The sequence below is a fragment of the Streptomyces sp. LS1784 genome (assembly GCF_020103755.1).
Taxonomy (GTDB): Bacteria; Actinomycetota; Actinomycetes; order Streptomycetales; family Streptomycetaceae; genus Kitasatospora.
Genome location: NZ_JAHSQD010000208.1, coordinates 1 through 13,016, shown reverse-complemented (window position 1 = coordinate 13,016; position 13,016 = coordinate 1). Strand labels below are relative to the sequence as shown.

At 74.0% G+C, this 13,016-nt stretch carries 11 protein-coding genes and 1 pseudogene; 5 read left to right on the top strand and 7 right to left on the bottom strand.

Going from position 1 to position 13,016, the window contains the following annotated elements; all coding sequences use genetic code 11:
- The 3 genes from KS423_RS23045 to KS423_RS23035 form a co-directional block, all read left to right on the top strand.
- On the top strand, positions 1-609 hold a 609-nt coding region (locus KS423_RS23045; RefSeq protein WP_224281503.1), incomplete at its 5' end, for an ATP-binding protein.
- Between the two features lie 2 nt (positions 610-611).
- Complete coding sequence (locus KS423_RS23040; protein ID WP_224281504.1) at positions 612-3,446, top strand: poly(A) polymerase; 2,835 nt, start codon at positions 612-614, stop codon at positions 3,444-3,446.
- 155 nt (positions 3,447-3,601) lie between these two features.
- Entirely contained in the window at positions 3,602-4,492 is an 891-nt protein-coding gene (locus tag KS423_RS23035; protein WP_224281501.1) for a transglutaminase-like domain-containing protein, read from the top strand.
- A 101-nt stretch (positions 4,493-4,593) separates the two neighbouring features.
- On the opposite strand, the gene KS423_RS23030 is transcribed toward KS423_RS23035, so the two are convergent.
- The 4 genes from KS423_RS23030 to KS423_RS23015 form a co-directional block, all read right to left on the bottom strand.
- On the bottom strand, positions 4,594-5,013 hold the full coding sequence (locus tag KS423_RS23030; protein ID WP_224281500.1) for a hypothetical protein: 420 nt from the start codon (positions 5,011-5,013) through the stop codon (positions 4,594-4,596).
- Between the two features lie 264 nt (positions 5,014-5,277).
- A complete protein-coding gene (locus KS423_RS23025; protein WP_224281498.1) occupies positions 5,278-6,477 on the bottom strand; it encodes a cytochrome P450 in 1,200 nt (399 codons plus the stop codon).
- A gap of 63 nt (positions 6,478-6,540) precedes the next feature.
- Positions 6,541-7,530, bottom strand: a complete 990-nt coding sequence (locus KS423_RS23020) for a pentalenene synthase (RefSeq protein WP_224281496.1) — start codon at positions 7,528-7,530, stop codon at positions 6,541-6,543.
- 31 nt (positions 7,531-7,561) lie between these two features.
- A complete protein-coding gene (locus KS423_RS23015; RefSeq protein WP_224281494.1) occupies positions 7,562-8,917 on the bottom strand; it encodes a cytochrome P450 in 1,356 nt (451 codons plus the stop codon).
- 446 nt (positions 8,918-9,363) lie between these two features.
- On the opposite strand from KS423_RS23015, the gene KS423_RS23010 reads away from it, so the two are divergent.
- On the top strand, positions 9,364-10,779 hold the full coding sequence (locus KS423_RS23010; RefSeq protein WP_224281492.1) for a pyridoxal-dependent decarboxylase: 1,416 nt from the start codon (positions 9,364-9,366) through the stop codon (positions 10,777-10,779).
- A 43-nt stretch (positions 10,780-10,822) separates the two neighbouring features.
- Here the strand turns inward: KS423_RS23010 and KS423_RS23005 are convergent, their stop codons facing one another.
- Together KS423_RS23005 and KS423_RS23000 are read right to left on the bottom strand one after the other, a co-directional pair.
- Entirely contained in the window at positions 10,823-11,326 is a 504-nt protein-coding gene (locus KS423_RS23005; protein ID WP_224281490.1) for a DinB family protein, read from the bottom strand.
- Between the two features lie 69 nt (positions 11,327-11,395).
- Positions 11,396-11,842: a hypothetical protein gene (locus tag KS423_RS23000; protein ID WP_224281489.1), complete on the bottom strand. Its 447-nt coding sequence runs from the start codon at positions 11,840-11,842 to the stop codon at positions 11,396-11,398.
- 211 nt (positions 11,843-12,053) lie between these two features.
- Here KS423_RS23000 and KS423_RS22995 point away from each other — a divergent pair, with 211 nt between their 5' ends.
- Entirely contained in the window at positions 12,054-12,482 is a 429-nt protein-coding gene (locus KS423_RS22995) for a PPOX class F420-dependent oxidoreductase (RefSeq protein WP_224281488.1), read from the top strand.
- A gap of 90 nt (positions 12,483-12,572) precedes the next feature.
- Here the strand turns inward: KS423_RS22995 and KS423_RS22990 are convergent.
- Positions 12,573-13,016: pseudogene (locus KS423_RS22990) on the bottom strand (putative protein N(5)-glutamine methyltransferase); the annotation flags it as partial.

Here is a 13,016-nt window from a genome sequence, read left to right as displayed (position 1 = left end):
CGCGACGCCGCCGACCGCTGCTGGGCCCAGGCCCGCGAGGCGTACGCGCTCGGCCGGATCGCCACCGCCGAGGAGGCCGTGGCGGCCACCTGGCGCCGGCGCGACGGCCGCTTCCCCCGGCTGGTCCACCTGTGCGGCCCCTCCGGCAGCGGCAAGAGCAGCTTCGCGGCCGGGCTCGACGGCGTGGCCGTCAGGATCAGCCTGGACGACCTGCGCGCCGCACGGGGCTCGCGCGCCGACCAGCGCGACAACGCCGAGGTGCTGCGCGAAGGGCTGGCCCGGCTGGACGCCGCCCTGGCCGCCGCGGACACCACCGGCGCCACCGTCGTCTGGGACGCCACCTCGCTCAACGGCCGGCAGCGCTCCCACGTCCACGCCGTCGCGCAGCGTCGCGACGCCCTGGTCACCCAGGTGGTGCTGGTGGTCGGCGAGGATGAACTCCTGCGCCGCAACGCCGTCCGGCCGCACCCGGTGCCCGCCCAGGTGCTCAGCGCGCAGCTGCACCGTTTCGGCCCGCCTTACCCCGGCCAGGCGCACCGCACCTGGTACGTCGGCCCCGGTGGCACCGTGGAGGACACCGCGGGCACGCTGGACGAGCAGGAGGACTGATGATGCGCCCCATCGAACAGATCTGCCAGCGCATCCGCTGGGACGCCCGCTTCGATCCGGCCCGGTTCACCCTGGGCGTGCGCCAGCGCGACGACCGCACCGAGCGCGTCCCACTGGAGGCCTTCGCGGCCTCCGGTGAGATCCCCTGGCACCGGGTGCACTGGGTCGAGGCGGACGGCATACGGGTCTGGGACCGCGCCTCGGGCGTGGACCTGCTCGACACCACCGAGGCCGGGCGCCGCACCGACCCGCCCCTCCTGCCCACGCCCTTCTTCACCGCGACCACCCCGTACGCCTGGCACCGGGACGGCGGCTGGCGGCCCGCCGACGCCACCCGGGACGTCCCGACCGCGGCCGCCCTGCGCGTGGTCACCTGGAACACCCTGTGGGACCGCTACGACGCCGACCGGATCGCCACCGCCCGGCGCCGCCCGCTGCTGCTCGCCGCGCTGGCGGCCGCCGACGCCGACGTCATCGCCCTCCAGGAAGTCGAGCCCGCCCTGGTCGCCCTGCTGCTGGCGGCCCCCTGGGTCCGCGCCGGGTACACCCTGGCCGCCGACCCGCTCGGGCCGGAGGTCGAAGATCACGGCCTGCTGCTGCTCAGCCGACTGCCGGTGCAGGCGGCCGGGCGGCACGCGCTGGGCCCGCACAAGGCCGTCACCGCCGTGTCGGTACGGACGGCGGGCGCGCCGCTGACCGTCGCCGCCGTGCACCTCAGCAGCGACCACTCCCCCGACGGTGCCGGCCGCCGCCAGGCCGAACTCGCCCGACTGGCCGAGGGGTTGGCAGGCGTCGAGGGCGAGCTGCTGCTGCTCGGGGACTTCAACGACGGCCGTTCCGGGCCGGCCGGCCCGGCCGGCGCGCTCGGCCTGCGGGACGCCTGGACGCAGGTGCACGGGCCGGCCGACGACACCCCCACCTTCGACCCGACGGCCAACCCGCTCGCCGCGGTCTCCTCGCTGACCGGCCGCCCGGGCCGCCTGGACCGCGTCCTGCACCGCGCCGGCGGCACCCGCGCCACCGCGGCCGTCCTGCTCGGCGACCGCCCGGCCGAGGACGGACTCCTGCCCTCCGACCACTACGGCGTGGCCGTCGACCTCGCCCTCGACGGCGACGACGCCGACGGCGGCGCACCCGAGGTCCTCGCCGCCGTGCCCACCGCCCGCACCGCCGTCGCCTGGCTGCCGTCCGAGGAGCTGTGGCCGCCGATCCAGCGGCTGCGCGAGACGTACGACCCTCAGCTGCGCCGTTGGCCCCCGCATGTCAACCTGCTGTTCGGCTTCGTCCCGGAGTCCGAGTTCGACCGCGCCCTGCCGCTGCTGGCCGCGGCCGCCGCCGAGGTCGCGCCGTTCACCGCGCGGCTGGAGGGCGTGCACACCTTCGGGCACCGCGAGGACGCCACTGTCTGGCTGGACCCGGCCGCCGCCTCCCCCACGCCCTGGGCGGCGCTGCGGCACGCGCTGGAGCGGCGTTTCCCCCGCTGCCGCGGCCGGGCGGAGGGCTTCACCCCGCATCTGACCCTCGGGCGCAGCGACGACCCGCAGCGCGTGGCCGCCGACTGCGCGGCCCGGCTCACCGGGCTACCGGCCCGGGTCGGCGACCTGGTCGTGCTCTCCCGCCGGGGCGCCGAGCCGATGCGCCCGCGCGCGGTGGTCTCGCTGGGGACGGGCGAGACGAGGGCGGTGCCCGAGCGGCTGATCGCCTCGCCGGCCCCGGAGTCGGCTCGACGAACGGCCGCTGCCCGGGCGTTGGCCCGCCGCATCGCGGCTTCCCTGCCCGAGGGCGTGGTGCACACCGTCGGCTCCCGGCGGCTCGGCTGCCAGCTGGACGGCGCCGACCTGGACCTGGTGGCGGCGCTGCCCGGCCCCGCCGACCTGCCCGCCGTCCGCGCCCGGGTGGCCGCCGCGCTGCCGGAGGCCCTACGGCTGCACGAGGTGCGCGGTGCCCGGGTGCCGGGACTGCGGTTGACCGCCGAGGGCCTGACGGTCGACCTCGTGGTGGTCTTCACCGGTCCGCTCGACCCGGCCCAAGCCGTCGACCGCCGTGCGGAGTTGGGCGAGGCGGAAGCAGTCGCGCTGAGCGCGGTCACGGACGCCGAGGCGATCCTTGCGGCGCTCGGTGCCCGGCACGCCACCTTCGTCCGGCTGGCGCGCCAGGTCAAGGCCTGGGCGCGGGCGCGCGGCCTGGACTCCGCGCCCTTCGGCCAAGTTCCCTCGCTCGCCTGGTCGGTGCTGGCCGCCCGGACGGTCCTGGACGCGGCCGGCGGCCCCGAGGACGACCTCTTCCAGCGCTTCACCGAGACCTGGGCCGGCTGGGACTGGCGCCGGCCCGTCGCCCTCACCACCGCCCCGACGCCTCCCCCGTCCGGCCCGCTCACCGTCCTCACCCCCTCCGCCCCGGTCCGCAGTTGCACCACCCAGGTCAGCGCCGACACCCGCGATCTGCTCACCGAGGAGCTCTTCCACGCCTGGGAACTGACCGCCGAGAGCGCCGAAGGCCGCGAGGACCCCTGGCCCGCCCTGCTCGCCGCTCCCCCGCTGCACCGCCGGCACGCCGCCTGGGCCGTGGTCAGCACCGACGAGGAGTCGCTCGGCCTCGTCCGGGGCCGCATCCGCGCCCTGCTGGCCGCCCTGGAGGAGGCCGGGGCCACCAGGCTGCACGCCTGGCCCCACCCGTACCGGACCGCCGACGGCCGCGCCCACCTCCCGATCGGCCTCGGCCCCGCTCCGCTCCCCGCCGCCCGGCTCGCCCCGCTCGCCAAGGCCTGGTCCCGTTCCCTGCCCGGCGTCCGGGTCGAGCACGTCGACGGCGGCGGCGTCCCCACCCCGTCCCGCTGAACCACCCCCACTTGCCGAACCACGCCGATCCGCCGATCCGCCGAACCACCCCTGCCCATCGGACTCTTCTGGACAACCGCCCCCAAAATTTGCCACGGTGAGGACCAGCGGCCCAGCCATCGATCATGCGGCCGAAGCCCCATGGGAGTTCCTCCGTGCCTTCCGCCGACTTCCCCGCCTTCTACCTCGGGCAGAGCGTCTTCTCCGACCCCGGTGCCCACCTCCCCCGTTACGCCGATCTCCCCGGCGATCCGAGCCAACTCTCCCGGATCGCCCGCAACCTGATCATCCATCGCCTCGAAGGCGAGCTGTTCCACCACCCCATCCCGGCCGGCCGGCTCCACCACGACGCCGAGACGCGCTACCTCGACGACATCCTGCACCTGATCACCGACCGCAACCCGGCCCCGCTGAACCATCCACGGGCGCCCGCCGACCGCTTCGTCGGCGTCTGCCGGGACCTGGCCCTGCTGCACTGCTCCTTCCTCCGCCACGTCGGCGTCCCGGCCCGGTTGCGCTGCGGCTTCGCCGACTACCTCGGCCCGGACGGCTTCCACGGCGACCACGTGGCCACCGAGTACTGGGACGACCGACGCGGCTGGCTGCTCGCCGACCCGCAGCTGGCCGATCCGAGGGTCGCCGCCGCCTGGCGGGTGGACTTCGACCCGATGGACGTCCCGCGCGACCGCTTCCTGGTCGCCGGCCGGGCCTGGCGCACGATCCGCTCCGGCCGGGCCGCCGCCTCCTCCTTCGGCGTCCACCCGCCGGAGGAGGGCCCGCTCAACGGCGAGTGGTTCGTCGCCCACTCCACCCGTCTCGACCTCGCCGCCCTGAACAAGGTCGAGACCCTCCTCTGGGACACCTGGGGCACGGGTTCCACCAACACGCCCCACACGCCGTACGACGAGGTCGCCCACCTGACGGTCGGCCCGATCGACCTGCCCGCCGTCCGCCGCCTCTTCACCGAACACGACGCCCTGCGCACCCCGAAGACCGTCCTGTCCCTGGCCCCCTTCAACGGCCCCCGCGAGGTCACCCTGCGCTGACCGTCGTCCGACGCCTCGACGAGCCGCCTGTGACCGGGGTGCGGCTGCCCCGTCTCGGCGAAGTTCGACCGTGTGACGGCTCTCGCCCGTCGACGGGTGGTTCAGAGGTACGGCTGCTGGTCGTCGCGGTGGGCCGTGCTGCTGCCTTCGGGCCGCCAGGAGCGACTGTGCCGGGACAGGGTCCAGGGTTCCGGCGCGTGCCGGGCGGCACTGATCCAGGCCGCGAGTTCGGGAAGCGCGTTCTGCCGCAGGATGTGTCGGGCCGCAGCCCGGTCGGCGGCCGGGAGCGGGGCGACACGGATCCGTACCGTGCACCACCACGTGGGATGGATACCGCCGCCGTAGTTGGAGGAGAGGCGCGGCACCCACTCGACGTGCAACGCGGTCCCGTCCTCCCACGGGCGGTTGTCGAAATCCAGGTCGGCCGCGTCCGTCTCGTGCGCTCCGAGGACGGTGCGGATGTCAGTCGGGGTGAGCGGCCACGCCAGATCGCGCGGCAGTCGGTGGTTACGGGCTGGCATGCGGCCGAGGATGGCAGCTGCCCCGGTGGAAGCGCATCCGGGTTTCGGGACAGTGGCCACCGAACGTGTCCCGTGACCGACAAGCGTGTCCTGTCACACCGCCCCGAGGATCTGAACCGAAGTTCCGATGCTGCGGCACCCTCTCCGGCCTCGGCGCCGCTCCGGCCCTCGCCTCCCCCGCCGTCCGCCCCGCCGTCCGCCCCGCCGAACTCCCCCGCGCAGCCTCCCGCTGAGCTCCCTCACCGGGCGTGCGCGGGGTGCCGGTCACCAGGCGACCGGGAGCGCCTCCACACCGTAGACCGTCGAGCCCTCACGGAACCGGAGGCCGGCTTCGGGGACGGCGAGCCGCAGGGCGGGGAAGCGCCGCAGCAGGGCCGGCAGGGCGATCTTCAGTTCCAGCCGGGCCAGTTGCTGCCCGAGGCACTGGTGGGCGCCGAAGCCGAAGGACAGCTGGGCGACCGGGCGGCGGTGCAGGTCGAGGTCGTCGGGGCGCTCGGGGGCGAGTTCGGGGTCGCGGTTCGCGGTCAGCGGGGAGAGCAGGACGTGCTCGCCCTCGGCGATCCGGTGGCCGTTGATCTCGACGTCGGCCACGGCCGTGCGCAGGAGCGGCGCGGGGATGGCGAGATGGCGCAGCAGTTCCTCGACGGCCGTGCCGGTGACCGCCGGGTCGTCGCGCAGGGCGGCGAGCTGCTCCGGATGGCGGAGCAGGGCCAGCACGCTCAGGGCGAGCATGGTCGCGGTGGTCTCGTGTCCCCCGACCAGGAGAGTGGTGCCGAAGCCGATGAGCTCCTCATCGGTCAGCTCCGCGCCGTGCTGCCGCACCACCGCACCCAGCACGCCGTCACCGGGGGTGGCCCGGTTGCGCGCGACGATGTCCGCCATGGCCGCGTTCAACTCGGCCGAGGCGGCAACCAGTTGTTCGGCATCGACGGTACCGTCCATGATCACCTGGGAGCAGCGCTGGAACATCGCCCGGGTTCCGTACGGGACGTCGAGCAGTTCGCAGATCACCAGCGACGGGATGGGCAGGGCGAACGCCTCGACCAGGTCGACGCCCGGCCCCTGCTCCGCCATCGCGTCGAGATGGCCGGAGACGATCGTCTCGATCGCGGGCCGCAGTTGCTCGACCTGACGGACGGTGAAGCTGCCGGTGAGCATCCGGCGCAGGCGGATGTGCTCCGGGCCGCTGTAGGCGGGCAGGAAGCCCGGGTGGTTGAACAGGGTGCGCGGCAGCGACGGGTCGATGCCGTTGCCCGTGACCAGGCGCTCCTCCGCGAAGGCGGCCCGGACGTCGCCGTACCTGGTGATGACGACGGCCTCGATCTCACCGCGCACCGGATGGGACACCCGCAGCCGCGGCAGGCCGTCCTCCTCGCGCATCCGGCGCAGGTCCGGCGACGGGTCGAACGGGCAGGTCCGGTCCCGTTCGGAGGCGACGAAGGACGCCGAGCGGCGATCGGGCATGGTGCGGGCTCCTCAGCTGTGTCGGTCCCGGGAACGCGGGTCGTGGAACGGGGCGGGCAGGGCCTACCCGCGGTACCGGGTGGAGGCGTGGTGCCAGTCGTATGCGCCGCGGATGGTGGTGTGCAGCGCCTCCGTGCAGTACCGGTGCAGCAGGTCGCGTTCGGCCGGGTCGAGGTGGCCGGTCGCCGCGGTGCCGAGCAGGGCCCGGTGGGCACCGGTGAACAGTTCCAGTGCTTCGCTGCGGCGGTGCAGCGCCCGGTCGACGGCTTCCGGCCGGGAGAGCCCGTGCTCCCGTTCCAGGCAGAGCACCAGATTGTTCTGCTCGCCCAGGGCCGCGTCCTTGTCCAGGGAGACGATGTCGTTGTCGCAGATGATGAAGGTCTTCGTCATCTCGCGCATGACCGACAGGTGCGGCAGCGCGTACAGGTGGTCCGGCAGGACGCACGAGGACAGCCGCTCGGCGAGGTCGACGACCGGTGCCACGCCGATGGTGTGGCGCCGGACCCGCAGGTAGGCGCCCAGCGACATGGGCGTGCCGGCCTGCCGGCTGCGCGCCTCGTGGACGTGGTGGTCGAGGTAGGAGGACCAGTGGGCCGCCGATCGCTGGATCCAGTCCGCAGGCATGTCACGGCAGCTGCGCCGTCGCATGTCGGCGAAGGCCCCGGCCAGCGGCAGCGGGGACGCCTCGCCGGTGACGCCCTCCTTGACGAGTCCGACGAGGTGGCGGACCCGCTCGGGCGACCCGCCCCACTGCTCGTCGAGCGCGTCGTCGAACAGGAAGTACCAGCTCTGCTGGTCGACTCCGATGTCCAGTTCGCTCCCGGTCGCGTTCGGATAGAACATGGCCGCGATCAGCGGGAACTGGCCCTTGAGGTGGTGGGCCCGCTCCGCTTCCGTGGACAGGAAGCCGAAGGACTCCGGCCAGCCGAGGTGGCGGTCGTGGGCGGCCCGGAAGTCCGGGCTGATCCGGCGCGGAAACGGAACGGAGTCGAGGGCCGGGGCCTGGGCCGGTGCCCCGGGGTCCACGAACAGGGGCTCTGCCGTCGATGTCATGGTGTGGCGCACCTTCGGGAACGGGGCCGGTTCAGTCGGCCGGCCAGGATGAGACGCGCATGGGCAGCGCGTTGGGCCGGATCAGCGCGTGGACCACGGGGCGGACCCGGTGCCCCTCGACCGGCCGCGGCCGCCACCGCGAGACGACCGAGCGGAGCACGACCAGCATCTCGGTCATCGCGAAGTGGTCCCCGATGCACTTCCGGTTGCCCAGCGCGAACGGGACGTAGGCGCCCGGCGGAAGGTCCTTCTCGGTACGGTCGAGCCACCGGTCCGGGTCGAACCGCAGCGGGTCCGGGTAGTGCGCCGGGTCCCGGTGCATCGTCAGCGCGCTGTAGATCAGCTCCGCCCCTTGCGGGAGGTCGACCCCGCAGACCCGCACCGGCTCCAGGGCGCGCCGCATGAGCAGCCAGCTGGGCTGGTGCAGCCGCAGCACCTCCCGGAGGAAGCGCTCGGTGAACGGGAGCGTCGCCGCGCCGGGCAGGGCGCCGGCGGGCAGCGCTTCGCACTCGGTCCTGATCCGCTCGGTGAGCTCCGGACGCCGGCCGATCTCGTGGAGCGCCCAGGCCAGCGTGGTGGACGTGGTCTCGGCGCCGGCCATGAGCAGGGACAACAGCTCGTCGCGGGCCTCCACGTCGGTCATTCCCCGCGGGTTGCCCGGAGTGGCGGCGAACATGATCGACAGCAGGTCCCCGCGGTCGGTGCCGCCCTGCCTCTCCTGCCCCGCCTCCCGGGCCTGCCGGACGGCGGTGTCCGCGAGCTCGCGAAGCGCCGCGGCCGCGGCCAGGTACCTGCGGTGGCCCAGCGCGGGCGAGGACGCGATCGGAGCGGGCAGCACGGTGCCCACGAAGACCCCGCGCATCACCGTGGTCAGGTGCTCGCCGACGCGTTCGCCCAGCTCGGCGACGGCGTCCGCGCCGTCCGGGCGTTCGGTGCTGAACAGGGTCGCCACGAGCATGGCCGTCATCAGCCGACGCAGCACCAGGTCCATGGCGATCACCTCGCCGGGGCGCCAGGCCGACACCTGCTCCTCAGCGATGTCGGTCATCGTGCCGACGCACGCCGCGATGGCGTCCCGGCGGAAAGCCGGCTGGAGCGCCCGCCGCTGGCGAAGGTGGAAATCCCGCTCGGAGGTGATGATGCCGTTCCCGATGAAAGGCCGCGCGACGTCGAACAGCAGCCCTTTGCCGAACTTCCTGCTCTGCGTCAGGAGAACGTCGTGGACGGCCTGCGGCGAGTTCAGGACGAACACCGGCCGATTCCCGAGGAATATCCTGACGATGTCGCCGTGTGCCCTGACCGACTGCAGGAACTCCACCCGTTTGACGGCCAGCTGCGGCAGGTGGCCGAGCAGCGGAAAACGCCCCGGCGCCACGGGTGCCGCCACGGGAGCGGTGATGGAACGCACAGCCCTGCACCTCCCTGAAGTCTCGGATCGAAAATCCGCCCGACAATGGAACGTTTGCTCGCTCGCGGTGCACGGTGATCATCGTCCGCCCCCTCCGGAGAGGTCAAGGGACCGACAGGAAATTCCCATCCGGGGTTGTTTTGAGTCGAAGGATGTGAATTCCTTGGGATTCGCCCCAGAACCCTCGGCCTTGCTGCTAGCGCCTGTCCTCAAACCCCCGTCTGCGGGCGGACGACGGGAGTTCGCAGACAGGCCCTGGGGCGGCGGAAAGCCCGGTAGGCCTCGGGAATTGGACCTACAGGTCCAAAGCACCGGCGGCATCGGCCGGTTGACGCACCTTCCGGGCCACCCGTTCCGGATTGGACCGGGACACCGGCGGCCCCGGTGGTTAGCCTCGGCGCACAGTCGATCAACGGAGAAGCGCCATGCACCCCGAACTCGCCGCCGATCTGGGCCGGATGCCCGAACTCCTGGAGGAGACCCGGCAGCGGGCGCTCGCCTTCCTGACGGGTCTCGACGAGCGGCCCGTGGTCGAACGGGCCGAGCCGCCCACCGTCGCGCCGCTCACCGAGGAGGGCGGCGGGGTGCGGGCGGCGCTCGCGGAGTTCGCGGAGCGCTGGGAGCCGCGGCTGTCGGCGAGCGCCGGTCCGCGCTACTTCGGGTTCGTGACCGGCGGGGCGACACCGGCGGCGCTCGCCGGCGACTGGCTGACCTCGGCCGCGGACCAGAACTCCAACTCCTCGCTGGACCCGGCCGGTCAGCAACTGGAGCGGGAGACGGTCGGCTGGCTGCGCGAGCTGTTCGGGCTCTCGGCGGCGCACCACGGCACCTTCGTGAGCGGCGCCACGATGTCGAACACGGTGGGGCTGGCGATCGCCCGCGAGTGGCTGGGCGAGCGGCTCGGCGTGGACGTCGCCGAGGACGGGGTCGGCGCCCTGGGCCCGGTCCGGGTGCTGTCGGGCAGTGCGCACTCCAGCGTCGCCAAGGCGCTGTCGGTGCTGGGCCTGGGCCGGACGGCGCTGCGCGCGGTGCCCGTCCTGCCGGGCCGGGAGGCCGTGGATGTGGCCGCACTGGAGCGGGCGCTGGCCGGGGCTCAGGGGCCGTGCGTGGTGGTGGCCAACGCCGGGACGGTCAACACCGTCGACTTCGACGACCTGCGGGCGATCGCCGCGCTGCGCGAGCGGTACGGGTTCTGGCTGCACGTGGACGCCGCGTTCGGCGCCTTCGCCGCGCTGTCGCCGGAGCACGCGGAGCTGGTGGCGGGACTGGACCTCGCCGACTCGGTCTGCGTCGACCTGCACAAGTGGCTCAACGTGCCGTACGACAGCGCCGTGCAGTTCACCCGCCGCCCGGACCTCCAGGCCCGGGTCTTCCGGAACGCCGCCGCCTACCTCGGCCCTTCCCCGGCCTCCGGCCGGGGGTATCCCCAGGGCGAGCACCCCGACCTGGTCCACCTCACGCCGGAGAACTCCCACCGGCTGCGCGCCCTCGCCGCCTGGTTCACCCTGCGGGCGTACGGCCGCTCCGGGCACCGGGAGATCGTGGAACGCTGCATCGCCGGTGCCCGGACGCTCGGCGAGCAGGTCGCCCGGACCGACGGCCTGGAGCTGCTCGCCCCGGTGCGGCTGAACGTGGTCTGCTTCTCGCTGACCGCGGACCCGACCCCCGAGCGGCTGGCCGCGCTCGCCGCCGAGCTGGCCGACGAGGCCTTCCTCACTCCCACCCGCCACGCGGGCCGACCCGCCCTGCGCGCGGCGTTCAGCAACTGGCGTACCACGGAGGCGGACGTCCGGCGCACGGCGCAGGCGCTGGCCCGGGCCGTCCGGAAGCTGACGGTCTGAGCGCCGGGCCCGGGGGCGGGCCGGGCGGGAGCAACGTCCGGGGTCAGCTCCGGTCGTGGTCCCCCGTCCCGCCGTCGATCAGCTCGCGCAGGATGTCCATGTGCCCGGCGTGCCGCGCCGTCTCCGTGGTCATGTGGATCAGCACCCAGCGCAGCGAGACGGTGTTGCCCGACCAGGAGGTACCGAGGTCGTCCAGCGTCAGCGCCCGGATCGCCTCGTCGGCGCCGGCCCGGGCCCGTGCGTAGAACGCCAGGACGTCCGCCGTCGACTCGTGCGGTTCCACCCGCATGTCGGAGGTCTCGTCGGCGTCGATGTCGAACGGCAGCGGACCGGTGTCCCGGCCGAACGTCTCCCGGAACCAGCCGAGTTCGGCGCCCCCGAGGTGCTTCACCAGCCCCAGCAGGTTCGTCCCGGAGGGCGTCATCGGGCGGCGCAGCTGCTCGTCGTCCAGCCCCTCCACCTTCCACAGCACCGCATCGCGGTGCCGGTCCAGCGCCGCATGGAGGCTTTCCTTCTCCGCACCCGTGAAGGGCACACGATTGCTCATGCGCGGGACCGTACCAGCCGGCACCGACAGACGGCGCCGTCTACGGCCACCGCCCCCGGCCGTCCGGGATCACGGGTGCGCCCCTTCCCCGTACACGCCGCCCGCCCGGTCGGTCAGGCCCGCCATGAGCTCCGCGTGCGCGAGGTTCATGTACGCCAGCGGGCGCCAGCGGGAGCGGTGGTCGGGGTGGTCGCGGAACCGGTCCGCCGTCTCGCAGAGCCGCTCCCACCACAGCATGGCGTCCTGGCGCATCCGCTGCGTCCAGCCGGGCTCGTCGTTGCGGCCCTCCAGGACCACCTCCTCCCAGGCCACCAGGACGTCCGAGAGGAAGACGCAGTCCCCGGCGGTGACCTCAGCCAGCCGCTCGGCGGCGAACCGGGCGCTGCTGTCCTCGGGTTGGGCCTCGACCACCTCGCGGAGGCGGGCGGCCAGGAAGGCCTGCAGCGGGGTGACGTCGTCGGTGTGGAGGTCGTCGGAGAACTCCAGCAGTTCCACCGGCCTGCGTTCGCGTCCCATCGTGCGGTGCCCCCTCGGCTCGGACGGTACGCACTCGATGACGGACCGTCACAACACTCGGACCGACCCTAACGGCTCGCACCGAAGATCACGGCGAATTTCCGAACCCCCCGCACCGGCTCGCCGACCGTGCCATCATGCGGAGCCTCCTGCGCCCAACACGCGTGGCGGACCTTGCCTTCACACCGGTGTGAAGGCCGATGATGCTCCCATGACCGCCACTCCTTTCGATCCGTACGCGCTGCTCGCGCAGAGCCGCCTCGGCGTCCTCGCCACCATCAAGGCGGACGGCCGCCCGCAGCTCTCCCCCGTCATGCCGTTCTACGACCGGGCGGCGAACGCCATCCTGATCTCCACCCGGGACGGGCTGGCCAAGACCGCCAACCTGCGCCGGGACCCGCGGGCCAGCCTGGAGGTGACCGGGCCGGACGGCCGCTCCTGGGCCACCGCCGAGGGCGTGGCCGCCCTGACCGGGCCGGGCACCGACCCCGACGGGCCGGAGGTCGAGGCGCTGGTGGACTACTACCGGCGCGCCGCCGGGGAGCACCCGGACTGGACGGAGTACCGCAAGGTGATGGTCGCCGACCGCCGGGTACTCCTCACCATCCCGGTCGACCACGTGTACGGCACGCACATCTGACCGGACCAGGCCCGGCCACCGTCACAGGGGAACGGTGGCCGGGCCCACGTCTCCGGGCCGCAGCCGAACTCATCTCCGCAGCAGGGCGGTTCAGCGCAGCGTCGCCGCGACCACCGTGGCGTCCAGCTCCTCCTGCCGGCTCGCCACCGCCGCCAGCCCGGCCGCCCGGGTCACCGCGAGGGCCGTCGGTACCTGCCGCTCGCTGGTCTCGAACAGCAGCGACCCACCGGGCGCCAGCCACTGCGGCGCCTCGGCGACCACCCGCCGCAGCACGTCCAGCCCGTCCGCCCCGCCGTCCAGCGCGGGGCGGGCCTCGTGCAGTCGCGCCTCGGGCGGCAGCAGGCCGAGGTCGCCGGTCGGGACGTACGGAACGTTGGCGATCAGCACGTTCACCCGGCCGCGCAACTCCGCGGGCAGGGCGCCGAACAGGTCGCCCTGGAAGACCCGCGCCGCGGCGCCGGCCAGGTTGCGGCGGGCGCAGCGGACCGCGCCCGGATCGATGTCCGCCGCGTACAGCTCGACCGGATGGGCGGC